We start from the raw sequence: 23,048 nt of genomic DNA, 5'->3' as shown, positions 1-23,048 counted from the left end.
CCAGGCTCTAGGGTGTCAGCGCGGCGAACCGTCGCCGCACCCCGTCCCGCGCCCCGAGCGCGCACGAACGAGAAGAGCGGCCATGACGAGCGAGCAGCCCGGGCGCGTGCGGTTCCTCACCGTGGCCGAGGTCGCCGAGGTCATGCGGGTCTCGAAGATGACCGTCTACCGGCTGCTGCACTCCGGCGAGATGCCGGCGGTGCGCGTGGGGCGCTCGTTCCGCGTGCCGCAGGACGCGCTCGACCACTACCTCGCGACCGCCCGGCTCGACCAGGACGTGGACGGCGACGCCGGCGAGGGCCCCCGGGCCGGGCGGCTGTCGTCCTGAAGCAGGTCCTCCCGGTCGTTTCGGCGGCGACCCGCCGGATCGCGTAAGGTGGGGGGCGGACTTTCCCGTGCGTGGGCGTTCCGCGGCAGCCGGGCCGAGGTGATCGGACCGGCTCCCCGGCCGGTCGTGCCGCGCGTCGAACGACCAGAACTGGCGGACGCCCGAGCGCTCGCCACCGGAAGCGAGTGAGGACCCATGGGCTCCGTCATCAAGAAGCGCCGCAAGCGCATGGCGAAGAAGAAGCACCGCAAGCTGCTGCGCAAGACGCGCCACCAGCGCCGCAACAAGAAGTGACCCGCCGCCGCTGACGCGGCGCGGGGACGAGGGCCCGGCCACCCGAGCGGTGGCCGGGCCCTCGCGCGTCCGTCGCTCGCGCGTCCGCCCACCTCGCGCGTCCGCCCACCGCGCGTGCGTCGAGATTGCCGTCGTTGCGGGGTTCCCGGCTCCGAACCCCGCGTCTGCTGCAACCTCGTCGGGCCGCCTCGGGCCTGAACGGGTCGCGAGAGGCCAGGACCGGGCCGTTCGCGGGCGGGTGGACGCCCGGGTGGTGGCCTCTCGGCGCACGCACGCGGCGCCGCGCGCGGGCGCCCCGCCTTGACGGGTCCGCGTGGCCTTGATTCACTCGCAAGCGTTCTTCAACGATGAAGATCCCGGTGCGCGCACCGGGGCGAGGGGGTCGGGCGATGATCTCAGCAGCGCGCGGCGGACCCGGGGGCACGGCGTTCAGCCGGCGTTCGGTGCTCCGCGGGGCGGTCGCCGGCGCGGGTGCGCTGGCGGGGGCGTGGGCGTTGAGCGGGTGCGGGGGGAGTGCGTCGGCGGCGTCCGCGGACACCCGGATCCAGCTCTGGCACCTGTTCTCCGGCGGCGACGGCGGCATCTTCCAGCAGATGCTCACGGAGGTGCAGCAGGAGGACCCGACGGTCGGCATCGACCCCGTGGTCCTCACCTGGGGCGCCCCGTACTACACCAAGCTCGTCATGGCGTCGGTCGGCGGCCGGTCCCCGGACCTCGCGGCCATGCACCTCACGCGGGTGGCGGGCTGGGTGCCGGGCGGGGTGCTCGACCCGTGGGACCTGGACCGGCTCGCGGACCACGGCGTGACCGAGGACCTGTTCGCGCCGGCCCTGTGGGAGCGGGCGGTGGTCGACGGCCGGTTGTGGGCGGTCCCGCTGGACTTCCACGCGTTCCTGCTGTTCTACGACCGGGGGCTCGCCGACCGGGCGGGTCTGCTGGGCGGCGACGGGAAGCTCGTCGGCGTGGACTCCCCGGACGGCTTCGTCGAGGCCGGCCGGGCGATGGCCGAGGTCACGGGCTACGCGGGCGTCGGGTACGGCTACACGGGCGACGGCGCGCAGATGTCCCGGATGCTGTGGGGCCTGTACGCGCAGACCGGCTCGGAGGTCGTCCTCGACCCCGGCGAGAGGGCCCAGGTCGACCGCGACGCGATGGTCGAGGTCGTCAGCTGGGTGCAGTCGTGGATGGACGACACCGTGGCGATCGCGAACAGCGACTACCCGTCGGCCGTCGCGAACTTCTCGACCGGCCGCGTCGGCATGTGCTTCAACGGCAACTGGGAGCTGCAGTCGTTCCTCACCGCGGGCGTCGACGTGGACGCGATGCCCATGCCGACGGTCTTCGGCTCGCCCGCGACGTACGGCGACTCGCACGTGTTCGTGCTGCCGCACCAGGCGGACCCCGACCCGGACCGCCGCGAGGCGGCCTACGCGACCGTGGCGGCGATGCTCCGCAAGTCGCTGCTGTGGTCGGACGGCGGGCACATCCCGGCCAACCGGGAGGTCACCGCGTCCGCGGAGTACCAGCAGAAGGTGCCGCAGTCGCACTACGCGGTCGCCGCGGAGCAGGCCGTCTTCGACCCCCAGGCGTGGTTCACGGGCTCGGGGTCGGACTTCCAGGCGCGGGTCGGGGAGGCGCTCCAGGGCGCCTGGCTCGACAAGTCGTCGCCCGAGGCGGCGGTCGACCGGCTGATCGCCGCGCTCGACGCCGCCCTGCAGACCAAGCCGCCGGCGTGACAGGGGGGACGCAGCCATGAGCACGGTCACCACACCGCAGCAGTCGCAGGCCGCCACCGGCCCCGTCCAGCCGCCGCGCACGCCGGAGCCCCCGGTGCGTCGCGGCAGGTCCCGCCGCGAGGGCAGCGGCTGGCCGTTCGTCGTCCCGTTCGTCGTCGTCGCCGTGCTGTTCCTGGTGGTGCCGACGCTGTGGGGCCTGGGCCTGAGCTTCACCGAGCAGTCGCTGATGGGCAACGGCGGCTGGGTCGGCGTCGACAACTACGCGGAGGCGTTCGGCGACGCGACCATGTGGTCCACCCTGGGCAACACCGTCGCGTTCACGCTGATGAGCACCGTCCCGCTCGTGCTGGTGGCGCTCGCGATGGCGCTGCTGGTCTACACGGGGCTGCCCGGGCAGTGGGTCTGGCGGCTGGCGTTCTTCGCGCCGTACATGCTGCCGGTCGCGGTCGTCGTGCAGATCTGGGTGTGGCTGTACCAGCCGGAGATCGGCTTCTTCAACTACTGGCTCGACCGGCTGGGGCTGGAGAAGGTCGGCTGGCTGACGGACCCGTCCGTGGCGATGTGGTCGATGGCCCTGCTGACGCTCTGGTGGACGGTCGGCTTCAACTTCCTGCTGTACCTGTCGGCGCTGCAGGCGATCCCCGACCAGATGTACGAGGCGGCGGCGCTGGACGGCGCGGGCTCGTGGCGCCGGCTGTGGTCGATCACGCTGCCGCAGCTGCGGGCCACGACGGTGCTGATCACCGTGCTGCAGGTGCTGGCGTCGCTGAAGGTCTTCGACCAGATGTTCATCGCCTTCAACGGCGGCAGCGGCCCGGACGGCGTGACCCGCCCGATCCTGCAGTACATCTACGACACCGGCTTCACGGGCTACCGCATGGGCTACGCCTCGGCCATGTCGTACATCTACTTCGCCCTCATCATCGTGGTCGCCGTGGGGTTCCAGGTGCTGACCACGGCCCGCCGGAAGGAGCAGGCCCGTGGCCGCTGAGACGATCTCCGCCCCGGCCGGGGGGTTCCGCCGGGCGTACGCCGAGCGCCGGGACGAGAACCGGCGCACCCGGGCCCTCGTGCTGGGCCGCAGCCGGGTCGCGACGGTCCTGGCGGTGGTGCTGCTGGTGGTGATGGCCGCGACGTGGCTGCTGCCGCTGCTGTGGGCGGTCGACACGTCGTTCAAGACAGAGGCCCAGGCGCAGGCCGTCCCCCTGCGCTGGTTCCCGGAGGGCGGCTTCACGCTCGAGAACTACCGGACCGTGTTCGAGCGCGGCGAGGTGGGGCGCTGGATGGTCAACACCCTGCTGGTCGCCGGGTCGGTGACGGTCCTGACGGTCGCGGTGTGCGCGCTCGCGGGGTACGGGTTCGCCCGGACGCGGTTCCGCGGCAAGAACCTGCTGTTCGCGGCGACGATCGCCCTGATCGCGGTCCCGGGGCAGATCCTCATCGTCCCGCTGTTCCGGCAGATGGAGGCGCTGGGGGCGGTCGACACGTACCAGGGCGTGATCCTGCCGCAGCTCGTCGCTCCGGTGATGGTCTACATCTTCTCGAGGTTCTTCGCGGAGGTGCCGCAGGAGATCGAGGACGCCGCCCGGGTCGACGGCGCCGGGCACTGGCGGACGTTCTGGTCGATCGTGCTGCCGATCTCGCGGCCGATCGTGTCGGCGGTCGCGATCTTCGTGTTCATCGGGGCGTGGAACAACTTCCTGTGGCCGTTCATCGTCACGAACAACCCCGACCTCATGACCCTGCCCGTCGGGCTCTCGACGGTGAAGAACGCGTACGGCACCATCTACGCGCAGACGATGGCGTCGGCCGTGATCGCCGCCCTGCCGCTGATCCTGCTGTTCATGCTGTTCCAGCGGCAGATCGTCAAGGCGGTCGCGACGACCGGGCTCGGGGGCCGCTGACGCGGGTCGCCGGCGGGTCCGCCGCGCGCACCCGACCCGGCCGCCGCGCGGCGGGCCCCTACGCTGGGCTCGCGCGGCGCCGGGGAGGTGCCGGGCGGGCAGGACGGGAGGTCAGGACGTGGCCGGGAAGCGCCAGGGCGCCGCGACGATGCACGACGTCGCGGCGGTGGCCGGCGTGTCCATCAAGACCGTCTCGAACGTCATCAACGGGTACCCGTACATCCGGGCGGAGACGCGCGCGCGGGTCGAGGCGGCGATCGAGCAGCTCGGCTACCGCGTGAACCTCACGGCACGGAGCCTGCGCCGGGGCCGCACGGGGATGATCGGGCTGGCCGTGCCGGAGCTGCGGCTGCCGTACTTCGCGGAGCTCGCGGACTCCGTGATCCGGGCGGCGGACGTGCGGGGCGTGGTCGTGCTGATCGAGCAGACCAGCGGCAGCCGGGAGCGCGAGCTCGAGGTGCTGCACGGTCCGCGGCGGCACCTCACGGACGGGCTGATCTTCTCCCCGCTGGCCCTGGGCCCGCAGGACCACGACGAGTTCGCGGTCGACGTCCCGATCGTGCTGCTCGGCGAGCGGATCTTCGGGGGGCCGGCCGACCACGTGACGATGGACAACGTGGCGGCGGCCCGCGCCGCCACCCGGCACCTGCTGGGGCTGGGCCGCCGCCGCATCGCGGTGGTCGGCGCGCACGAGGGCGAGGACATGGGGTCGTCGGCGCTCCGCCTGCGCGGCTACCGCGAGGCGCTGGCGGAGGCGGGCGTGCCGTACGACCCGGCGCTGGTCGCGGAGGCGGGGACGTGGCACCGGGCGACCGGTGCGGAGGCGATGCGCCGCGTGCTGGACTCGGGGGTGGCGGTCGACGCCGTGTTCGGCCTGAACGACGCCCTGGCCCTGGGGGCCCTGCACGAGCTGCGCCTGCAGGGGTACGCGGTGCCGGACGACGTGGCCGTGGTGGGCTTCGACGACGTGGACGACGCGGCGTTCGCGTCCCCGGCCCTGACGTCCGTCGCACCGGGGCGCGAGCAGATCGCGCAGACCGCCGTGGACCTGCTGCTGGCGCGCGTCGCCGGCACCGCGCCCGGTGAGCCGGTGCAGGTCGTGGCGGACTTCGAGCTGGTCGTGCGGGAGTCGACGGCGGGCTCCGCCGCCCTCGTCTGACGCGGGCAGGGCCGCCGGTTGACGCGGTGGGTCCCGGCTCGGCAGGATGGGTAGTACAACGATGAAGAGACGTCAGCGAAGGAGCTGCGCCGCATGCCGACCGTCACCCTCACCCTCGACCCCGCGTTCCGCGTCGGTCCCGTCCGCCGCGGCACCTTCGGCGCCTTCGTGGAGCACCTGGGCCGCTGCGTGTACACGGGCATCCACGACCCGGGCCACCCCACCGCGGACGCCGACGGGTTCCGCGGCGACGTCATCGAGCTCACCCGCGAGCTCGGCGTCTCCACGGTCCGCTACCCCGGCGGCAACTTCGTCTCCGGCTACCGCTGGGAGGACGGCGTCGGCCCGCGCGAGCAGCGTCCCCGCCGGCTCGACCTGGCGTGGCACTCCACGGAGCCGAACCTCGTGGGCGTCGACGAGTTCATGCGCTGGACGAAGGCCTCCGGCACCGAGGCGATGATGGCCGTCAACCTCGGCACCCGCGGCGTCCAGGAGGCGCTCGACCTGCTGGAGTACTGCAACGTCAAGGGCGGCACCGCGCTGTCCGACCAGCGCCGCGCGAACGGCGCGCCCGACCCGTACGGCATCCGCATGTGGTGCCTCGGCAACGAGATGGACGGCCCCTGGCAGGTCGGCCACAAGACCGCCCTCGAGTACGGCCGGCTCGCCGCCGAGACGGCGCGGGCCATGCGGATGGTCGACCCCGGCCTCACCCTCGTGGCCTGCGGGTCCTCGGGCGTCGGCATCCCGACGTTCGGCGAGTGGGAGCAGATCGTGCTGAGCGAGACCTACGAGGAGGTCGACCTCATCAGCGCCCACGCGTACTACGCCGAGGAGGACGGCGACCTCGGGTCGTTCCTGGCGTCCGCGATGGACATGGACCACTTCATCGAGTCCGTGACCGCGGTCGCGGACGGCGTGCGGGCGCACAAGAAGCTGTCCAAGCGGATCCACATCTCGTTCGACGAGTGGAACGTCTGGTACCAGAAGCGCGCGGAGTCGGTCCCGCCCTCGGGCGACGACTGGCCCGTCGCCCCGGTGCTGCTCGAGGACAAGTACAACGTCGCGGACGCCGTCGTGGTCGGCAACCTGCTGATCTCGCTGCTGCGGCACACCGACCGCGTGCACTCCGCGTCGCTCGCCCAGCTCGTCAACGTGATCGCGCCGATCATGACCGAGCCCGGCGGGCGCGTGTGGCGGCAGACGACGTTCCACCCGTTCGCGCAGGCGTCCCGGTACGCCGCGGGCGACGTGCTGCAGGTGGCCGTCGAGGCGCCGACGTACGAGACCGCGAAGTTCGGGGACGCGCCGCTGGTCGACGCCGTCGCGACGCGGGACCCGGACACCGGTGCCGTCGCGCTGTTCGCGGTGAACCGCTCGACCACGCAGACCGTGACCCTGGAGGTCGACACCCGCGCGATCCCCGGCCTGCAGGTGGTCGAGGCCACGAGCCTGTCGAACCCCGACCACACGTGGGTGGCGACGGCGGACGACGACACGTCCGTCGCGCCGCGGCCCAACGCGACGGCGGCCGTCGACGGCGGCCGGCTCACCGTCCAGGTGCCGCCGGTGTCGTGGAACGTGGTGCGCCTGGCCTGAGCCGGGACGACGCGGGGCGCGGCCGGCACGCCGGCGGCGCCCCGCGTCGGTCAGAACGGCCGGTGCAGCACCAGGTCGTCGTGCCGCTGGTCGCCGACCTGGAACGTCCGCGTCCCGACGACGACGAACCCGGAGCGCCGGTAGAACGCCTGCGCCCGCAGGTTCTCCCCGTTGACGCCCAGCCAGACGCCGGCGGCGCCCCGGGCGCGAGCGACGTCCAGGCTCGCGGCCATGAGCTCACGGGCGACGCCGCCGCCGTGCCGGCCCGCCAGCACGTAGCACTTGCTGAGCTCGACCGTCGGGCGCAGCGGGACGACGGCGGCGACCTCCGGCGCGTACGGCTCGCCGGCCACCAGCAGCGTGTAGCCGACCAGCTCGCCGTCGTCGTCCGCGACGAGCACGTCGCGCGCCGGGTCGGCCAGGTGGTCCGCGAAGTGGGCGGTCGTCAGGTGCGCCGCGACGAAGGCGGCGTGGTCCGCCGGGGCGGACGACGGCGGGCACGCGAGCGGGAACGTCGCGGCGGCGAGCCCGGCCACCGCGGCGGCCTCGTCCGGGCGGGCCCGGCGCACGGTCGCGCCGGGACGGTCCGGCGCCGGACCGACGGCGCTCACCGGCCGGCCCAGCGGGCCCGCAGCGCGCGGCGGACGGCGCGCACGACCAGCCCGACCACCCACACGGACCCGGCGACGGTCGCCGCGTCGACGCCGCGCCGGGTGGCGTTGCGGCGGCCGCGGAACTCCCGCACCGGCCAGCCGACCTCGGCCGCGTGCCGCCGGAGCCGCCCGTCGGGGTTGATGGCGCACGGGAAGCCGACCTCGGACAGGATCGGCACGTCGTTGGTGGAGTCGCCGTACGCGAACGACTGCGACAGGTCCACGCCCTCCCGCTCGGCGAGCGCGCGCACCGCGGACGCCTTCGCCTTGCCGTGGAGCAGGTCGCCGACCAGGCGGCCGGTGTAGAAGCCCTCGCGGTGCTCCGCCACGGTGCCGATCGCCCCGGTGGCGCCCAGGCGCCGCGCGATGAGGTCGGCGATCTCCACGGGGGTCGCGGTCACGAGCCACACCTGGTGGCCGGCGCGCAGGTGCTGGTCGAGCAGCCGCTGGGTGCCGGGGAAGATGCGCAGCGCCAGCACCTCGTCGTAGATGTCCTCCGCGATCGCGACGACCTCCGCCACGGACCGGCCCTGCATGATCTCGAGCGCCCGCTCCCGGACCTCGTCGATCTGCTGCCGGTTCTCCCCGAACGCGAGGTAGCGCGCCTGGTGCCCGGCGAACCGCACGATGTCGGAGCTGCGGAAGAACCCGCGCCGGTACAGGCCGACCGCCAGGTGGAACGAGCTGGCGCCCCGGATGATCGTGTTGTCGACGTCGAAGAAGGCGGCCACCCGGCCCGGCTGCACGGCGGCGCCGGTGTCGGGCTCGGAGGGCTCGGGCACGCCGCCACTGTAGCCAGATGCCTACGCTCGTGCCGTGCAGCCCACCGGCCCTCTCGTCCCCGTCAGCCCCGTCCCCGCGCGCGTGGTGCTCTACGTCCGCGCGGGCTGCCACCTGTGCGACGACGCCCGCGCGGTGGTCGCCGCCGTGGCCGCCGAGCGCGGCGCGACGTGGGCCGAGGTCGACGTCGACGCCGGGGGCGTGGTGCCCGACGGCCGGTCCCTCGCGGACGTCCACGGCGAGCTGGTGCCGGTGGTCGAGGTGGACGGCGCGCGGGTGGGCTACTGGCAGATCGACGCCGACCGCCTGCGGGACGCGCTGGCAGCGCCGCCGACCGCCTAACCTGGGGGGGTGCGAGCCCTGCCGCCGACCACCGTCGCCCGCCTCCCCGGATACCTGCGCTCCCTGGGTGGCCTCGCCTCGGAGGGCGTGACCACCACCTCGTCCGACCAGCTCGCGGAGCTGGTGGGCGCCTCGCCCGCGCAGCTGCGCAAGGACCTGTCCTACCTCGGGGCGGGCGGGCGCCGCGGCGTGGGGTACGAGGTCGACCACCTGCGCAAGCAGATCGCCGGCGCGCTCGGCATGGCCGAGGAGCGCCAGCTCGTCATCGTCGGCATCGGCAACCTGGGTCACGCGCTCGCCACGTACTCCGGGTTCGCGGACCGCGGGTTCGTGCTCGTCGGCCTGTTCGACACGCACGCGGACCTGGTGGGGACGCGCGTCGGCGGCCACGTGGTCCAGCACGTCGACGAGCTGGAGCGCGTCATCGACGAGACGGAGGCCAGCGTCGCGGTCGTGGCGACGCCGGGCTCCGCCGCCCAGGCGACCACCGACCGGCTCGTCGCGGCCGGCATCACCGGCATCCTCAACTTCGCGCCCCGCACCGTGCGGGTGCCCGACGGCGTGGACGTGCGGGAGGTGGACCTGGGGTCGGAGCTGCAGATCCTCGGGTTCCACGCGCGGCAGCGGGCCCGTCGTCCCGCCGCGGCTCCCGCCGCCGAGCCGGAGCCGGTCGCGGCGGACTGATCCCGGCACCGCACGGGACCCCGGACGTGCACGAGGGCCCGGTCGCGGCAGGGGGTGCGCGACCGGGCCCTCGTGGACCAGGGGGAGGTCAGGCCTGCTTGATGGCCGAGACCTCGAGGGAGATGACGACCTTGTCGCTCACCAGGACGCCGCCGGCCTCGAGGGCCGCGTTCCAGGTGATGCCGAAGTCCTTGCGGGAGATCGTCGTGGTGGCGGAGAAGCCGGCGCGCTGGTTGCCGAACGGGTCGGTGGCCGCGCCGCCGAACTCGACGGCCAGGTCGACGGACTGCGTCACGCCGTGGATGGTCAGGTCGCCGGTGACGACGTAGTCGTCGCCGTCGGGGCGCACGGCGGTGGAGGTGAAGGTCCACTCGCCGAAGGTCTCGACGTCGAAGAAGTCGGCGCTCTTGAGGTGGCCGTCGCGGCCGGCGTCGTTGGTGTTGATCGTCGTCGGGTCGAGCGTCGCGGTCACGGCGGACAGCGTGAGGTCCTCGGCGACGGTGATCGCGCCGGAGGTCACCGCGACGGTGCCGCGGACCTTGGAGATGCCCGCGTGGCGGACCGTGAAGGACGCCTCGGTGTGCGAGGGGTCGAGGGTCCAGGTGCCGGCGGTGAGACCGGTGGGCAGCGTGGTGACGGACATGGTGCCTCCTGCATTGGTTGAAGCGTCAACTGCGGTTAGTTGAGATTTCTACTACACTGCGGACGAGGGCGCAACACCTGTGGGACGATCAGCGACCGACGTCACAGTGCGGGCCCGTGCGACCGCGGCAGCCCGCCGGGGACGCCCCGGGAGGAGGACCGGCGATGAGCAGCGCCACGGAGCAGACCACGCGCGCGACGCGCGCCCACGACGACGTCCGCTGGCTGTCGGCGGACGAGCAGCAGGCCTGGCGCGCGTACCGCGACGGCACGGCCCGGCTGATGGACGTCCTCGCGCACGACCTCGAGGAGCAGACCGGGCTGTCGCTCGGCGAGTACGAGGTCCTGGTCCGGCTGTCCGAGGCGCCCGGACGCACGCTGCGCATGTCCGAGCTGGCCGGCGAGCTCGCCCACTCCCGCAGCCGGCTCACGCACACCGTGCGCCGCATGGAGGCCGACGGGCTCGTCGAGCGCGCGCCGTGCCTCGAGGACGCGCGGGGCGTGAACTGCACCATGACGGACACGGGCTGGCGCCGGCTCGTCGAGGCCGCCCCCGCGCACGTCGAGTCCGTGCGCGAGCGCCTGGTCGACGTGCTCACCCCGCAGCAGCTCCAGGCGCTCGGCGACGCGATGGCCGCCGTCGGCGCCGCGCTGCAGGCCGGGTGCGCGGCCGCCCTGGCGGACGCCGGGCGCGCGTAGCCGGCGGACGGCGGCCACCGGCCCGGCCCGAGCACCCAGCCGGGTTTGCGAGACTGACCCCATGGTCGCGACCACCATCCACCTCATGCGCCACGGCGAGGTCCACAACCCCACCGGCGTCCTGTACGGGCGGCTGCCCGGCTACCACCTGTCCGCGCGCGGGCAGCAGATGGCCGAGCGGGTGGCGGCGTACCTGGCGGGCGACCTCGGCTCGCCGCGCCGCGACGTGACCGTGCTGGTCGCCTCCCCGCTGCAGCGCGCGCAGGAGACCGTCGCGCCGATCGCCGCGGCCCTCGACCTGCCCGTCACGACCGACGAGGGCCTGCTCGAGGCCGAGAACCGCTTCGAGGGGCTGACCTTCGGCGTCGGCGACGGCTCCCTGCGACACCCGCGGCACTGGCCGCTGCTCGTCAACCCGTTCCGGCCGTCCTGGGGCGAGCCGTACCGGCAGCAGGTCGCGCGCGTGCTCGGCGTCGTCGACCGCGCCCGCGAGGCCGCGCGGGGCCACGAGGCGGTGCTCGTCAGCCACCAGCTGCCGATCTGGGTCACGCGGCTCGCGCTCGAGGACCGTCGCCTGTGGCACGACCCCCGCCGGCGCCAGTGCTCTCTGGCCTCCCTGACGTCCCTCGTCTACGAGGACGACCGCCTCGTGCGCGTGGGCTACACCGAGCCGGCGGCCGACCTGCTGCCGGGCGCCTCCGCCGTGGCGGGCGCATGAGGGTCCCCGCCAGGCCGCGCGCCGCCGCGCTCGCCGCCGCCGTCGCCGTCGCCGTCGTCGCGCTCGCGGGCTGCTCCGCGGGCGGCGGCACCGGCACGGGGTCCGGCGACGACGTGCCCGACCAGGGCTACGTCTCCGGCGACGGCTCGGTGACCCAGTGGGAGCCGGGGGACCGCCAGGGCCCGGTCGAGGTCGCCGGGTCGGACTTCGCCGGGGACCCGGTCGACACCGCGGACTGGCGGGGCGACGTCGTGGTGCTCAACACCTGGTACGCGCAGTGCCCGCCCTGCCGCGAGGAGGCGCCGGACCTCGTGGCGGTCGCCGAGGACTACGCCGACCAGGGTGTGCACGTGCTCGGCATCAACGGGGTGGACGACGCCGGGGCGGCCGAGTCGTTCCAGGACGCCTTCGACGTCCCGTACCCGAGCATCGACGACCGGGAGAAGCGGGCCGTCGCCGCGCTCCAGGGCGTCGTGCCGATCCAGGCGACCCCGACCACGGTCGTGCTCGACCGCGAGGGGCACGTCGCCGCGCGGGTCGTGGGCCTCGTGGAGGGCTCGACGCTGCGGGCCCTGGTCGACGAGGTGCTGGCCGAGGACGCGCCGTGATCGCCGCCGACGTGGGGGACGCGTTCGCGCAGACCGCCGCCTCCGGGTCGCTGCTCGCGGCGGTGCCGGTCGCGCTGCTGGCCGGCCTGGTGTCCTTCGCGTCGCCGTGCGTGCTCCCGCTCGTCCCCGCCTACGTCGGCTACCTCGGCGGGATGTCCGCCGCGACCGCGCCGCGCCCGGCCCCCGCCCCGCGGGCCGTCGCGACCGCCGCCGGACCCGCCCCGCTGGACCTCGCGGCCCATCTGCCCGCGCAGCCCGCGCTCGCCGGGACCCCGGCCCCGCCCTCGCGGAGCCGCGTCGTGCTGGGCGTGCTGCTGTTCGTCGCCGGGTTCACCGCGGTGTTCCTCGCGTACGGCTCGCTGGCCGGGACGCTCGGCTCGTTCCTGCTGCGCTGGCAGGACCCGCTGTCGCGCGTGCTCGGCGTCCTGACGGTCGTCATGGGCCTGGCGTTCCTCGGGCTGCTGCCGTTCCTGCAGCAGGACCGGCGCACGCTCGTCGCCCCGCGCGCCGGGCTGTGGGGCGCGCCCGTGCTCGGGGTGACGTTCGGCATCGGGTGGACGCCGTGCATCGGCCCGACGCTGGCCGCGATCCTGCTGCTCTCGCTCGACGGCGGGTCGCCGGGCCGCGGGGCGCTGCTCGCGCTCGCGTTCTGCGCCGGGCTCGGGCTGCCGTTCGTCGCCGTCGCGCTCGGCCTGCAGCGCAGCCGCCGCGCCCTCGACTGGCTCGCCCGGCACCGCCTGGCGATCATGCGCGTCGGCGGCGGCCTGCTCATCCTGCTCGGCGTGGCGCTGGTCACCGGGCTCTGGTCCGCGTGGGCGAGCTGGCTGCAGGGCCTGCTCACCGGCGCCCAGCCGTTCGTCCCGGCGGTGTGACGTGACCGAGCGACCGACCACCGGCTACCGGCCCGAGGGGCTCGAGGACGCGTTCGTCGACGGCGCCCCGCCCGCGCCACCCGCCCCGCCCGCGGCCGCCGGCACCCCGCCCGGCGGCGAGGCCCCGCAGCTCCCGGCCCTCGGCCTCGTCGGGTGGCTCCGCTGGGGCTGGCGGCAGCTCACGTCCATGCGCGTCGCGCTGCTGCTGCTCATGCTGCTCGCCGTCGCGGCCGTCCCCGGCACCGTCTTCCCGCAGCGGCCGCAGGACCCGGCCCGCGTGGCGACCTACCTGAGCGACCACCCCGACGTGGGGCCGCTGCTGGACCGGCTCGGGTTCTTCGACGTGTACGCGTCGGTCTGGTTCTCCGCGATCTACCTGCTGCTGTTCGTGTCGCTCGTGGGCTGCATCCTGCCCCGCAGCCGCACCCACCTGCGGGCGCTCCGGGGGCGGCCGCCGCGGGCGCCGCGCCGGTTCGACCGGTTCCCGGCGCAGGCGGCGCTCGCCCTGGACGCCTCGCCGCAGGAGGTCGCCGAGCGGGCCGCCGCCGCGCTGCGCGGGCCCCGCTGGTGGCGCCGGTTCCGGGTGGACGTCCGCGACGAGGGCGCCGGCGTGTGGAGCGTCGCCGCCGAGCGGGGCTACCTCCGCGAGACCGGCAACCTCGTGTTCCACCTCGCGCTCGTCGGCCTGCTCGTCGCGATCGCGACCGGCCAGCTCCTGCACTACCGCGGCCAGGCGATCGTCGTCGAGGGCCGCGCGTTCGCCAACACCCAGAGCGACTACGACAGCTTCGAGGCCGGCAGTGCGTTCCGCCCGTCCTCCCTCGAGCCGTTCGCGCTGCGCCTCGACTCGTTCGAGTCCCGGTTCGACCCCGACACGCTCCAGTCGCGCGACTTCACCGCCCGGGTCACCGTCACCGAGCCGGGCGCCGACCCGGTGGCCGACACGATCAAGGTGAACCACCCGCTCGAGGTCGGCGGCGCCAAGGTGTACCTGCAGGGCAACGGCTACGCGCCGCAGGTCACCGTGCGCGACGCCACGGGTGCGGTGGCGTTCGAAGGGGCCGTGCCGTTCCTGCCGCAGGACACCGTCTACACCTCCCAGGGCGTCATCAAGGTGCCGGACGTGACCACCGGGCCGCAGATCGGCCTGCAGGGCGTCCTGCTCCCCACCGCGCAGCAGCTCTCCGACGACATCTGGCGCTCCGTCGACCCGCAGCCCACCGACCCGCTGCTCGCGCTCGCCGTGTGGACCGGGGACCTCGGGCTGGACGACGGCATCCCCCAGAACGTGTACCAGCTGGACGAGTCCGGGCTGACGCAGGCCACCGGGGAGGACGGCCGGCCGCTCACGCTCTACGTGCGCCCCGGCGAGACGGTGGACCTCCCCGACGGCCTGGGGACGCTGACGTTCGACGCCCTGCCGCGGTTCGTCGCGCTGGACCTTCGCCACGACCCGTCGCTCGCGTGGGTGCTGACCTTCGCGCTGCTGGCGTTCGCCGGCCTCGCGGCCTCGCTGTTCGCCCCGCGGCGGCGCGTGTGGCTGCGGGCGTCGCCCGCCCCCGAGGGGGACGAAGGTCCCGGGTCAGGTCGTACAGTGGTCACCGCCGCGGCCCTCGCGCGCGGCGACGACGTCGGACTGCAGGCGGAGCTCGACCGGGCGGTGGACCGGCTCCGACCGGCCGGGCGCGACCTGCCCGCCGCCGGCTGACCCGGAAGGTGGAGGACATGGCACTGGGCGACATCAGCACCCTGCTCGTGTGGGGTGCGGCGACGGCGTTCACGATCGCCCTGGTCGCGTACTCGGTCGCGCTCGCCCGGGTGGCCGACGCCGCCTCCCGCGAGCACCGCGCCGCCCGGCAGGCCCGCGTGGCCGCCGCCCGGCAGGCCCGCGTGGCCGCCCGGGAGGCCGTGGGCGCCGGCGGGCCGTCGTCGCTCGTCCTGCCGGCCGACGCGCCCGCGGAGGTGCCCGCCGCCGCCGAGCCGCCCGCGTCCGGCGCCGGGGACGAGGGCTCCGGCGCCACCGCGGCGCCCTCGGCCGCCACCGGCATCGCCCGCTCCACCACCGCGCTCGGCATCGTCCTGCTGCTCGTCGGCATCGTGCTGCGCGGCGCCGCCGCCGGGCGCTGGCCCACCGCGAACATGTACGAGTTCACGCTCGTCGGGACCCTCGTGGCGTCCGTCGTCCTCGCCGTCGTGCAGCGCCGCCGCGTCGTGCCGTTCCTCGGCGTCGTCGTCATGGGCATCGCCGTGCTGGCGCTCGTGCTCGGCCTGAACGCGTTCTACGTGCAGGCCGACGCCGTCCAGCCCGCGCTCCAGAACTACTGGCTCGTCATCCACGTCGGCGTCGCGATCATCGCCACCGGCATCTTCACCGTCGCGTTCGCGACCGCCGTGCTCCAGGTGCTCCAGGACGGCCGCGAGACCGGGCGCTCCCACCTCGACCACCCGTGGAGCCGCCTCGACGGTCTGCGCCGGCCGCTCGCGCGCTGGCGCGTCACCGGGCCGGCCTGGTCCTGGCTGCGGACGGTCCCGCCGGCGCGGCAGCTCGAGGCGCTGTCCTTCCGGCTGAACGCCATCGGGTTCGTGCTCTGGACGCTCACGCTGATCGGCGGGGCCATCTGGGCCGAGCAGGCCTGGGGACGGTACTGGGGCTGGGACCCCAAGGAGGTCGGCACCTTCGTGGCGTGGGTCGTGTACGCCGCGTACCTGCACGCGCGGACCACGCGCGGCTGGGCGGGTCGTCGCGCCGCCTACTTCGTGTACGTGGGCTACGCGGTGGTGCTGGCGAACTTCACCGTGGTGAACCTGTTCGTCTCCGGCAAGCACTCGTACTCCGGCCTCTGACCGGCTGCCCCCGCCGGGGGCTCAGCGGGGCTCAGCCGCGGGCGTCGCCCGGGAGGTCGCCGTCGGGCTGCTGCGGCTGGTCGTCGCGCCGGGGAGGCGCGCCGTCGTCCGGCCGCCCCTGGGCCTCGCGCTCGCGGCGGAGGCGCTCCTGCTCGAGACGCCAGAGGAACTCCGGGTCGTCGTCGGGTGCCACCGGGCCGCCGCGGCGCGGTCCGGGCCGGCCGGACGGGCCCGCTCCGGTGCTCCCGCCGCCCGCGCGCCGCGCGCGCTGGGACCGGCGGACGAGGATCCACGCGACCGGACCCACGAAGGGGACGAGCGCCACCAGCACCCACGGCAGCCGCGGGACCCCGAGGCGGTCCTCGTCGTCGCTCGAGACGATGTCGGCGACGGCGTACACCGTCAGTCCGATCATCGCGAGGAGGAGCAGCGCGCGGGCCATGCGCCCCACCCTAACCAGCGCGGCGCCGGGGTACCGAGCCGGGCGGTCCGTCCCTGCCGCGGCCTACGCTGGGCGGGTGCCCGTGGTGACGTACTCCCTGCTCCGCCTCGCCCTGTTCGTGGTCTGCCTGGCCGGCCTCGTGCTCGCCGGGACGGGCTGGCTGCTCGGTGTGGTGCTCGCCGCGGTGCTCGCGGCGCTGCTGTCGTACCTGCTGCTCGCCGGCCCGCGCGACCGTGCGGCGCTCTGGCTGCAGGCCCGCTCGGAGGCGCGCGGCGACCGGCCGCGCCTGTCGCGCCGGGCCACGGAGGACGCCGCCGCCGAGGACGCGGCCGTCGACGCGGCGACCGACGGGCCCGCCGCGCCCGCCGGGCCCGACTCGCCCCGCCCGGACGGCCCGACCCCGGGCCGCCTGTTCTGACCGGCGTCAGAGCGCTGTTCTGACCGGCGTCAGAGTGCCAGGCCGAGCCCCAGCAGCACGCCGAACGCGAGCTCGTACATCCCGGTCCCGGCGAGCACCGGCACCAGCGCGATCCCGCGGGCGCCGACCAGCACCGTGAACGCGAGCAGCCCGGCCGGCAGCGCCAGCAGCATGACGAGCAGCGCCCACGGGTTCGCCAGGGCGCAGGCGACGCCGAGCAGGACGGGCAGCACCACCATGACGGCGTAGGCCACGCGGGCGCGCCGCTCCCCGATCCGCACGGCGAGCGTGCGCTTGCCGACCAGGGCGTCCGTGGGGACGTCCCGCAGGTTGTTGACCATGAGCAGCGCGCACGCGATCAGCCCGACGGCGACCGCCCCCACCCAGGCGGGCCAGGTGAGCCGCCCGGCCTGGGTGTACGTGGTGCCGAGCACCGCGACGAGCCCGAAGAACAGGAACACGCCGACCTCGCCGAGGCCCAGGTACCCGTACGGCCGCCGCCCGCCGGTGTAGAACCACGCCGCCAGGACGCACAGCGCGCCGACCGCGAGCAGCCACCACTGCCCGGACAGGGCGACCAGGGCGAGGCCCAGCACCCCCGCCACGCCGAACGCGGCGAAGGCCGCCCCGCGCACCGCCCGCGGCCGTGCGGCACCGCTGGCCGTGAGCCGCATCGGGCCGACCCGCTCGGTGTCGGTCCCGCGCACCCCGTCGGAGTAGTCGTTCGCGTAGTTCACGCCGACCTGCAGGGCCAGGGCCACCCCCGCGGCGAGCAGGGCCCGGCCGAGGTGCGGCGCGTCGACCTGCGCGGCGGCGCCGGTGCCGACCAGCACGGGCGCCACGGCGGCGGGCAGGGTGCGCGGGCGGGCGCCGGCGATCCACTCGGACGAGGTGGCCATGGTGCTCCTGGGGTCGGGGTGCGGGCGGGTCGGGTGCGGCGGGCGGGAGCCGGGTGCGACCGTACCTCGCCGGCCCGCTCAGGCCGGTGGCGGGGCCGCGCGGGCGAGGGAGCGACCCGCCAGGTCGGCGGCCGCCCTCCGGTCGGGCTTGCCCGGCCCGCGCAGCGGCAGGGCGTCGACCAGGACGAGGTGCCGGGGCGCGGCGGGCGCGGTGAGCCGCTCGGTCACGGCGCGGCGCAGCGGGGCGAGCTCCGGCACCGGCGCGGCGGGGTCCGGGACGACGACGGCGACGAGCGCCTGCCCCCACTCGGCGTCGGGGACGCCGACGACCAGCACCTCGACGACGCCCTCCTGCGTCGCGAGCACCCGCTCGACCGCGGCGGGCGCGACCTTCACGCCCCCGGTGACCAGGACGTCGTCCGCCCGGCCGAGCACCTCGAGGCGCGCGGGGCCGTCGCCGGTCGGGGCGGCCCACCGGCCGAGGTCGCTGGTGCGCAGCCACCGGACGCCGTCGCGCCGCTCGAACAGCTCCGCATCCAGGTCGGGCCGTCCGCGGTAGCCCGCGGCGAGCACGGGCCCGGCCAGCCGGATCCGGCCGTCGTCCTCCAGCGCGACGGAGACGCCCTCGAGCGGCTCGCCGTCGTACACGCAGCCGCCGCAGGTCTCCGACATGCCGTACGTGGTGACGACCCGGGCGCCCGCGTCACGGGCGCGACCGACGAGACCGGGCGGGCTCGCCGCGCCGCCCAGCAGCACCGCGTCGTAGGAGGCCAGCGCCGCCCGGCCCTCGGCGTCGGCGAGCAGGCGGTGCACCTGCGTGGGCACCAGCGACGTGTAGCGGCGGGTCGGGCCCGGCAGCGCGCGGGTGGCCGCCGCGAAGGCGTCCGGGCGGAACGGCCCGCCGAGCACGGCGGGCTCGGTGCCGGCGACCAGCGACCGGACGAGCACCTGCAGCCCGGCGACGTGCGCGGGCGGCAGCGGCAGCAGCCACCGGCCCGGGCCGCCGAGCCGGCGGTGCGTCGCCTCCGCGGACGCCCGCAGCGCCGCGGCGGTCAGCATCACCTCGCGGGGCGCCCCGGTCGACCCGGAGGTCCGCACGAGCAGCGCGACGTCGTCGGGCACGGTGCCGCCGTCCCCGTCCGGCGCGGCGTCCTCGACGGGCAGCACCGCCGGGCCCGTCCCGTCGAGCGCGCCGGCGAGCGCCTCGCGCAGCGCGGGGACCCCGGCGGCGGTGGCGGTCACGGCGCGGACGGGTCGGCTCACCCGGCCAGGGTAGGTCCGCCCGTAGAGTGTCGCGGAACGCACGACGGCGGCACGGAGGTCCGGAAGAGATGGTCCACACCACGACGCGGCGGCTGCGGCGCGCAGGCGCGCTGGCGGTCGCGGCGACGCTGCTCGTCGCCGGGTGCTCCCAGCAGGAGGCGCCCGCGCCCGAGGCCACCACGGTGGCGCCGGTGCTCGACCCGCACAAGACGGCGGCGCCCGAGCCCGTCGTGCCCGCCACCTGGCCGCTCACCGGCGTGGCCGGGGAGATCGCGAACCGCCCGGCGCTCGCGGTGAAGGTCGAGAACACGGCGACCGCCCGCCCGCAGTCGGGGCTCCAGCAGGCCGACGTGGTCTGGGAGACGATCGTCGAGTTCGACGTCTCGCGCCTGGTCGCGGTGTTCCACTCGCAGATCCCCTCGGAGATCGGCCCGATCCGCTCGGTGCGCCCGATGGACCCGGACATCGTGGCCCCGCTCAACGGCCTGCTGACGTTCTCCGGCGGCCAGCCCGGCATCCTCGCCCTCGTGGACGCCAGCCCCGTGCAGCCGATCAGCCACGACGCCGGCGCCGCGGGCCTGTACCGCGTCAGCAGCCGCAGCGCGCCGCACAACGTCTACGGCGACCCGAACGCCCTGTGGGCGCAGGCCGACGCCAACCACCAGAACAGCCCGGGGCAGCAGTTCGACTTCGCCCGCACGCCGGAGCGCGCGACGGCGGTCACCGACGGCACCCCGGCGACGACTCTGGCCTTCGACCTGTCCAGCCAGTCGAAGCCGTCCTGGACGTGGAACGGCACCGTCTGGGAGCGCTCGGAGGGGACCACCCCGGCGACCGACGCGACCGGCGCGCGCCTCACGGCGACCAACGTCGTCTCCATCGTGGCGGACCACCCGGGCACCGGGTTCGGCGCGCAGAACGGCGCGACGGTGCCGACGTACGTGCTCGGCGGCGGCTCCGGCGAGGGCACGCTGGCCACGGGCGGCAGGACGGTCGCGGTCCGCTGGCAGAAGGAGTCGCGCGACGCGCCCCTGGTGCTGACGACCGCGGACGGGAAGACCGCGGAGCTCGCCCCGGGCAACACCTGGGTGGAGCTGGTGCCGAACGGCTCCGGGTCGCTGACCGTCTCCTGACGGCCCCGGCGCCCCGGCGCCCCGGCATCAGTAGGCGTACGGGAACCGGCTCCAGTCGGGGTCGCGGCGCTCCAGGAACGCGTCGCGGCCCTCGACGGCCTCGTCGGTCATGTACGCGAGCCGGGTCGCCTCGCCCGCGAAGACCTGCTGCCCGGCGAGGCCGTCGTCCGCGAGGTTGAACGCGAACTTCAGCATCCGCACCGCCTGCGGGGACTTCGTGGCGATGATCCGCGCGTACTCCAGCGCGGCGTCCTCGAGGTGCTCGTGGTCGACCACGTCGTTGACGGCGCCCCAGGCGTAGGCCTGCTCCGCGGAGTACTCGCGGGCGAGGAAGAAGATCTCCCGGGCGCGCTTCTGGCCCACCTGGCGGGCGAGCAGGGCGGAGCCGTACCCGCCGTCGAACGAGCCCACGTTCGCGTCGGTCTGCATGAACCGCGCGTGCTGCCGGGAGGCGATCGTCAGGTCGGCCACGACGTGCAGCGAGTGGCCGCCGCCGGCGGCCCAGCCGTTCACCACGGCCACGACGACCTTCGGCATCGTGCGGATGAGGCGCTGCACCTCGAGGATGTGCAGCCGCCCGGCGCGCGCGGGGTCGATGTGGTCGGCCGTCGCCGCGTCGGGGGAGTCGGTGTAGCGGTAGCCGTCGCGCCCGCGGATGCGCTGGTCGCCGCCCGAGCAGAACGCGTACCCGCCGTCCTTGGGGCTGGGCCCGTTGCCGGTGAGCAGCACCGTCCCCACGTCCGACGTCATGCGCGCGTGGTCGAGCACCCGGTACAGCTCGTCGACGGTGTGCGGCCGGAACGCGTTGCGGACCTCGGGCCGGTCGAACGCCACGCGCACGACGGGCAGGTCGCGCACGGTGCCGTCCGCCGCCCGGGCGACCCCGCGGTGGTACGTCAGGTCGGTGAGCTCGCCGACGCCGGTGACGGTCCGCCACCGGGAGGGGTCGAAGGTGTCGGAGACGCGCGGGGGCACCGGCGGCGCAGCGGGGCGGGTGGGCTCGGTCACCCGCCCAGCGTAGGGCGCCCGGCACTCTGGTACGGTCGTACCAGAAAGGTGGGCGCGGGACGGCGGACGAGGCCACCCGGCGCGCCCGCCGCGAAGGGTGCGTGCCGCATGGCGTGGGTCGTCCTGGTCCTGTCCGGGCTGCTCGAGGCCGGCTGGGCCCTCAGCCTCAAGGCGTCCGACGGCTTCAGCAGGCTCTGGCCCAGCGTCGCGTTCGTGGTGCTCGCCGTCGCGTCGTTCGCCGGCCTGAGCTGGGCGCTGCGTGAGCTGCCCGTCGGCGCGGCGTACGCGGTCTGGGTCGGCGTGGGTGCGGCCACCACCGCGATCCTCGCCGTCGTCCTGCTGGACGAGCCGCTCTCGGTGCTCAAGGTGGTGTCGCTGGTGCTCATCGTCGCCGGCGTCATCGGGCTGAACCTGTCGGGCGGGCACGGGTGACGACCGCCGCCCGCCCGGCCGGCACGGCCAAGGGGGAGCGCCGCCGCGAGCAGCTCGCCCGCGCGGCGGCCGACCTGGTGCGCGAGCAGGGGCCGGCCGCGCTCAGCCACCGGGCGGTGGCGGCCCGGGCGGGGCTCCCGCTCGCCGCCACCACGTACTACTACCGCGGTCTCGACGACCTGGCGGCCGCGGCCGGCAGCGCGCTGGTGACGGACTGGGTCGCCCACGCGGACGGCGTGCTGCGGCGCGTGCGGTCCGCTCCGGCGCCCGACCCCGTCGCCGCGGTGGTGGAGGCGGTGCTGCCGCCCGGCGACGACGCCGCCGTCCGCGCGCACTACGAGCAGCTCCTCGCGGCCGCTCGGGTGCCGGCGCTCGCGGCGGCGATCGGTGCCGGCCGCGCCCGGCTCGACGCGGTGCTGGAGCGGCTGCTCGACGCGCTCGGGCTGGGCGACGTGGCCGCGGCGACCGCCCTCGCGGTGGTGGACGGCGCCGTGGTCGCCGCCGCGAGCGAGGGCCGCCCGGTCCGGGAGACGGCCCGCGCCCTGCTGGCGGGAGCGCTGCCCGGAGGTGCGCCGGCGCCCCGTGGCGCGGGCGCCGACGCCGTACGCTGAGGCGCGTGCACGTCTACGCGATCCCGCTGCGCACGCGCTTCCGCCGGATCACGGTGCGCGAGGGCGTCCTGCTGCGCGGCGACGCCGGGTGGGGCGAGTTCAGCCCGTTCTGGGACTACGACGCCGCCGAGTCCGCGGCGTGGTGGCGGGCGGCGCGCGAGGGCGCGGACCGGGGCTGGCCGGAGCCCGTCCGCGACCGGGTGCCCGTCAACGTGACCGTCCCGGCCGTCGGGCCGGACGCCGCGCGACGGATCGTGCTCGCCTCCGGCGGCTGCACCACCGCCAAGGTGAAGGTCGCCGAACCCGGCCAGGGCGCCGCCGAGGAGGCCGACCGGCTCGCCGCCGTCCGCGAGGCGCTCGGCCCCCGCGGGTCCATCCGGGTCGACGCGAACGCCGCCTGGGACGTCGAGACCGCCGTCGACCGGCTCGCGCTGCTGGACCGCGCCGCCCGGGGGCTCGAGTACGCCGAGCAGCCCGTCGCATCGGTCGACGACCTCGCGCGCGTCCGCCGGGCGACGCACGTGCCCATCGCCGCGGACGAGTCCATCCGCCGGGCCGAGGACCCGCTGGCGGTGGTGCGGGCCGAGGCCGCCGACGTCGTGGTGCTCAAGGTGCAGCCCCTCGGCGGGGTGCGCGCCTGCCTCGAGCTCGCCGAGCGCGTCGGGCTGCCGGTGGTCGTGTCCTCCGCGCTCGAGTCCTCCGTGGGCCTGGCCGCCGGGGTCGCGCTGGCGGCCGCGCTGCCGGAGCTGCCGTTCGCCTGCGGGCTGGCGACCGCGCAGCTGCTGACCGCCGACGTGGCCGCGCCGCCGCTGCTGCCCGTCGACGGCGCGCTGCGCGTCGCGGACGCCCTCGCCGTGGCCCCCGACCCCGAGCGGCTCGCCGCGACGGCCGCCGACGCCGCGACGGCGCAGCGGTGGGCGGACCGGGTCGCGGCGGTGCGGGCGGTGGCCGCGTGACCGGGGAGGCCGCCGCGACCGGCC

At 75.8% G+C, this 23,048-nt stretch carries 27 protein-coding genes; 20 read left to right on the top strand and 7 right to left on the bottom strand.

The features are described 5' to 3' along the window. Positions 1 to 82 precede the first annotated feature (82 nt). The 7 genes from AAHH18_RS10370 to arfA all read left to right on the top strand — a co-directional run bounded on the left by AAHH18_RS10370 (position 83) and on the right by arfA (position 7,020). Positions 83 to 328: a helix-turn-helix domain-containing protein gene (locus AAHH18_RS10370; protein WP_222171172.1), complete on the top strand. Its 246-nt coding sequence runs from the start codon at positions 83 to 85 to the stop codon at positions 326 to 328. 195 nt (positions 329 to 523) lie between these two features. After that, a complete protein-coding gene (locus AAHH18_RS10365) occupies positions 524 to 622 on the top strand; it encodes a 30S ribosomal protein bS22 (RefSeq protein ID WP_003792170.1) in 99 nt (32 codons plus the stop codon). Positions 623 to 1,011: 389 nt separating this feature from the next. Beyond that, the gene (locus AAHH18_RS10360) at positions 1,012 to 2,358 is read left to right on the top strand and encodes an extracellular solute-binding protein (protein ID WP_343301555.1); all 1,347 of its coding nucleotides are present in this window, start codon (positions 1,012 to 1,014) and stop codon (positions 2,356 to 2,358) included. Between the two features lie 16 nt (positions 2,359 to 2,374). Next, positions 2,375 to 3,349: a carbohydrate ABC transporter permease gene (locus AAHH18_RS10355; RefSeq protein ID WP_343301554.1), complete on the top strand. Its 975-nt coding sequence runs from the start codon at positions 2,375 to 2,377 to the stop codon at positions 3,347 to 3,349. Then, positions 3,339 to 4,262, top strand: coding sequence for a carbohydrate ABC transporter permease (locus AAHH18_RS10350; protein ID WP_283321684.1), 924 nt, complete (start codon positions 3,339 to 3,341; stop codon positions 4,260 to 4,262). The genes AAHH18_RS10355 and AAHH18_RS10350 overlap by 11 nt, the downstream gene beginning before the upstream one ends. 148 nt (positions 4,263 to 4,410) lie before the next feature. Then, complete coding sequence (locus tag AAHH18_RS10345) at positions 4,411 to 5,421, top strand: LacI family DNA-binding transcriptional regulator (RefSeq protein WP_343301600.1); 1,011 nt, start codon at positions 4,411 to 4,413, stop codon at positions 5,419 to 5,421. Positions 5,422 to 5,514: 93 nt separating this feature from the next. Then, positions 5,515 to 7,020 (top strand): arabinosylfuranosidase ArfA, encoded by a 1,506-nt coding sequence (gene arfA, locus AAHH18_RS10340; protein ID WP_283321683.1) that lies wholly within the window; start codon positions 5,515 to 5,517, stop codon positions 7,018 to 7,020. Between the two features lie 50 nt (positions 7,021 to 7,070). Here arfA and AAHH18_RS10335 read toward each other — a convergent pair whose 3' ends face one another. After that, positions 7,071 to 7,631 (bottom strand): GNAT family N-acetyltransferase, encoded by a 561-nt coding sequence (locus tag AAHH18_RS10335; protein ID WP_343301553.1) that lies wholly within the window; start codon positions 7,629 to 7,631, stop codon positions 7,071 to 7,073. Then, positions 7,628 to 8,455 carry an HAD family hydrolase gene (locus AAHH18_RS10330; protein ID WP_283321681.1) on the bottom strand — a complete coding sequence of 276 codons (828 nt, stop codon included), beginning with the start codon at positions 8,453 to 8,455 and terminating at the stop codon, positions 7,628 to 7,630. Before AAHH18_RS10330 ends, AAHH18_RS10335 begins: the two co-directional genes overlap by 4 nt. A 34-nt stretch (positions 8,456 to 8,489) precedes the next feature. Between AAHH18_RS10330 and AAHH18_RS10325 the strand changes: the two genes are divergently transcribed. Both AAHH18_RS10325 and AAHH18_RS10320 read left to right on the top strand, forming a co-directional pair. Continuing rightward, positions 8,490 to 8,795, top strand: coding sequence for a glutaredoxin family protein (locus AAHH18_RS10325; protein ID WP_343301552.1), 306 nt, complete (start codon positions 8,490 to 8,492; stop codon positions 8,793 to 8,795). Positions 8,796 to 8,804: 9 nt separating this feature from the next. Next, entirely contained in the window at positions 8,805 to 9,479 is a 675-nt protein-coding gene (locus AAHH18_RS10320; RefSeq protein WP_283321679.1) for a redox-sensing transcriptional repressor Rex, read from the top strand. Positions 9,480 to 9,567: 88 nt separating this feature from the next. On the opposite strand, the gene AAHH18_RS10315 is transcribed toward AAHH18_RS10320, so the two are convergent. Continuing rightward, complete coding sequence (locus AAHH18_RS10315; RefSeq protein WP_283321678.1) at positions 9,568 to 10,122, bottom strand: YceI family protein; 555 nt, start codon at positions 10,120 to 10,122, stop codon at positions 9,568 to 9,570. 164 nt (positions 10,123 to 10,286) lie between these two features. Here AAHH18_RS10315 and AAHH18_RS10310 point away from each other — a divergent pair, with 164 nt between their 5' ends. The 6 genes from AAHH18_RS10310 to ccsB all read left to right on the top strand — a co-directional run bounded on the left by AAHH18_RS10310 (position 10,287) and on the right by ccsB (position 15,862). Further along, positions 10,287 to 10,820 carry a MarR family winged helix-turn-helix transcriptional regulator gene (locus tag AAHH18_RS10310; protein WP_343301551.1) on the top strand — a complete coding sequence of 178 codons (534 nt, stop codon included), beginning with the start codon at positions 10,287 to 10,289 and terminating at the stop codon, positions 10,818 to 10,820. Between the two features lie 61 nt (positions 10,821 to 10,881). Continuing rightward, entirely contained in the window at positions 10,882 to 11,538 is a 657-nt protein-coding gene (locus tag AAHH18_RS10305; protein WP_283321676.1) for a histidine phosphatase family protein, read from the top strand. Next, positions 11,535 to 12,146: a TlpA family protein disulfide reductase gene (locus AAHH18_RS10300; protein ID WP_343301550.1), complete on the top strand. Its 612-nt coding sequence runs from the start codon at positions 11,535 to 11,537 to the stop codon at positions 12,144 to 12,146. The genes AAHH18_RS10305 and AAHH18_RS10300 overlap by 4 nt, the downstream gene beginning before the upstream one ends. A 50-nt stretch (positions 12,147 to 12,196) precedes the next feature. Continuing rightward, positions 12,197 to 13,018: a cytochrome c biogenesis CcdA family protein gene (locus AAHH18_RS10295; protein ID WP_459349114.1), complete on the top strand. Its 822-nt coding sequence runs from the start codon at positions 12,197 to 12,199 to the stop codon at positions 13,016 to 13,018. A 1-nt stretch (position 13,019) separates the two neighbouring features. Then, positions 13,020 to 14,726 carry a cytochrome c biogenesis protein ResB gene (gene resB, locus AAHH18_RS10290; RefSeq protein WP_343301548.1) on the top strand — a complete coding sequence of 569 codons (1,707 nt, stop codon included), beginning with the start codon at positions 13,020 to 13,022 and terminating at the stop codon, positions 14,724 to 14,726. Between the two features lie 17 nt (positions 14,727 to 14,743). Then, complete coding sequence (gene ccsB, locus AAHH18_RS10285; protein WP_343301547.1) at positions 14,744 to 15,862, top strand: c-type cytochrome biogenesis protein CcsB; 1,119 nt, start codon at positions 14,744 to 14,746, stop codon at positions 15,860 to 15,862. A 31-nt stretch (positions 15,863 to 15,893) separates the two neighbouring features. Here the strand turns inward: ccsB and AAHH18_RS10280 are convergent, their stop codons facing one another. Further along, positions 15,894 to 16,304 (bottom strand): PLD nuclease N-terminal domain-containing protein, encoded by a 411-nt coding sequence (locus tag AAHH18_RS10280; RefSeq protein WP_343301546.1) that lies wholly within the window; start codon positions 16,302 to 16,304, stop codon positions 15,894 to 15,896. Between the two features lie 76 nt (positions 16,305 to 16,380). Here AAHH18_RS10280 and AAHH18_RS10275 point away from each other — a divergent pair, with 76 nt between their 5' ends. After that, positions 16,381 to 16,722, top strand: coding sequence for a DUF4229 domain-containing protein (locus AAHH18_RS10275; RefSeq protein WP_343301545.1), 342 nt, complete (start codon positions 16,381 to 16,383; stop codon positions 16,720 to 16,722). A 29-nt stretch (positions 16,723 to 16,751) separates the two neighbouring features. On the opposite strand, the gene AAHH18_RS10270 is transcribed toward AAHH18_RS10275, so the two are convergent. Together AAHH18_RS10270 and menE are read right to left on the bottom strand one after the other, a co-directional pair. Then, positions 16,752 to 17,621, bottom strand: coding sequence for a 1,4-dihydroxy-2-naphthoate polyprenyltransferase (locus AAHH18_RS10270; RefSeq protein ID WP_343301544.1), 870 nt, complete (start codon positions 17,619 to 17,621; stop codon positions 16,752 to 16,754). 78 nt (positions 17,622 to 17,699) lie between these two features. After that, the gene (gene menE / locus AAHH18_RS10265; RefSeq protein ID WP_343301543.1) at positions 17,700 to 18,884 is read right to left on the bottom strand and encodes an o-succinylbenzoate--CoA ligase; all 1,185 of its coding nucleotides are present in this window, start codon (positions 18,882 to 18,884) and stop codon (positions 17,700 to 17,702) included. Between the two features lie 68 nt (positions 18,885 to 18,952). Between menE and AAHH18_RS10260 the strand changes: the two genes are divergently transcribed. Then, complete coding sequence (locus tag AAHH18_RS10260) at positions 18,953 to 20,017, top strand: DUF3048 domain-containing protein (RefSeq protein WP_283321668.1); 1,065 nt, start codon at positions 18,953 to 18,955, stop codon at positions 20,015 to 20,017. A 27-nt stretch (positions 20,018 to 20,044) separates the two neighbouring features. Here AAHH18_RS10260 and AAHH18_RS10255 read toward each other — a convergent pair whose 3' ends face one another. After that, positions 20,045 to 21,025: a 1,4-dihydroxy-2-naphthoyl-CoA synthase gene (locus AAHH18_RS10255; protein WP_343301542.1), complete on the bottom strand. Its 981-nt coding sequence runs from the start codon at positions 21,023 to 21,025 to the stop codon at positions 20,045 to 20,047. Between the two features lie 108 nt (positions 21,026 to 21,133). Here AAHH18_RS10255 and AAHH18_RS10250 point away from each other — a divergent pair, with 108 nt between their 5' ends. From AAHH18_RS10250 to AAHH18_RS10240, 3 genes are read left to right on the top strand one after another with little or no spacing between them, the layout of a single operon-like run. Then, complete coding sequence (locus AAHH18_RS10250; RefSeq protein ID WP_343301541.1) at positions 21,134 to 21,457, top strand: DMT family transporter; 324 nt, start codon at positions 21,134 to 21,136, stop codon at positions 21,455 to 21,457. Further along, a complete protein-coding gene (locus AAHH18_RS10245) occupies positions 21,454 to 22,068 on the top strand; it encodes a TetR/AcrR family transcriptional regulator (protein ID WP_343301540.1) in 615 nt (204 codons plus the stop codon). Before AAHH18_RS10250 ends, AAHH18_RS10245 begins: the two co-directional genes overlap by 4 nt. Before the next feature lie 5 nt (positions 22,069 to 22,073). Next, positions 22,074 to 23,024: an o-succinylbenzoate synthase gene (locus AAHH18_RS10240; protein WP_343301539.1), complete on the top strand. Its 951-nt coding sequence runs from the start codon at positions 22,074 to 22,076 to the stop codon at positions 23,022 to 23,024. Positions 23,025 to 23,048 lie beyond the last annotated feature (24 nt).

It is taken from the genome of Cellulomonas olei, from assembly GCF_039548315.1.
GTDB lineage: Bacteria > Actinomycetota > Actinomycetes > Actinomycetales > Cellulomonadaceae > Cellulomonas.
Note: the sequence above shows the minus strand (reverse complement) of the source record. Positions and strands in the feature narration are given on the sequence as shown.

Bases quoted from the DNA above. Each gene is read 5' to 3' on its own strand.
- AAHH18_RS10370 (WP_222171172.1), top strand. From the start codon at position 83: ATGACGAGCGAGCAGCCCGGGCGCGTGCGGTTCCTCACCGTGGCCGAG.
- AAHH18_RS10365 (WP_003792170.1), top strand. From the start codon at position 524: ATGGGCTCCGTCATCAAGAAGCGCCGCAAGCGCATGGCGAAGAAGAAG.
- AAHH18_RS10360 (WP_343301555.1), top strand. From the start codon at position 1,012: ATGATCTCAGCAGCGCGCGGCGGACCCGGGGGCACGGCGTTCAGCCGG.
- AAHH18_RS10355 (WP_343301554.1), top strand. From the start codon at position 2,375: ATGAGCACGGTCACCACACCGCAGCAGTCGCAGGCCGCCACCGGCCCC.
- AAHH18_RS10345 (WP_343301600.1), top strand. From the start codon at position 4,411: ATGCACGACGTCGCGGCGGTGGCCGGCGTGTCCATCAAGACCGTCTCG.
- arfA (WP_283321683.1), top strand. From the start codon at position 5,515: ATGCCGACCGTCACCCTCACCCTCGACCCCGCGTTCCGCGTCGGTCCC.
- AAHH18_RS10315 (WP_283321678.1), bottom strand. From the start codon at position 10,122: ATGTCCGTCACCACGCTGCCCACCGGTCTCACCGCCGGCACCTGGACC.
- AAHH18_RS10310 (WP_343301551.1), top strand. From the start codon at position 10,287: ATGAGCAGCGCCACGGAGCAGACCACGCGCGCGACGCGCGCCCACGAC.
- AAHH18_RS10305 (WP_283321676.1), top strand. From the start codon at position 10,882: ATGGTCGCGACCACCATCCACCTCATGCGCCACGGCGAGGTCCACAAC.
- AAHH18_RS10300 (WP_343301550.1), top strand. From the start codon at position 11,535: ATGAGGGTCCCCGCCAGGCCGCGCGCCGCCGCGCTCGCCGCCGCCGTC.
- ccsB (WP_343301547.1), top strand. From the start codon at position 14,744: ATGGCACTGGGCGACATCAGCACCCTGCTCGTGTGGGGTGCGGCGACG.
- AAHH18_RS10280 (WP_343301546.1), bottom strand. From the start codon at position 16,304: ATGGCCCGCGCGCTGCTCCTCCTCGCGATGATCGGACTGACGGTGTAC.
- AAHH18_RS10270 (WP_343301544.1), bottom strand. From the start codon at position 17,621: ATGGCCACCTCGTCCGAGTGGATCGCCGGCGCCCGCCCGCGCACCCTG.
- AAHH18_RS10260 (WP_283321668.1), top strand. From the start codon at position 18,953: ATGGTCCACACCACGACGCGGCGGCTGCGGCGCGCAGGCGCGCTGGCG.
- AAHH18_RS10250 (WP_343301541.1), top strand. From the start codon at position 21,134: ATGGCGTGGGTCGTCCTGGTCCTGTCCGGGCTGCTCGAGGCCGGCTGG.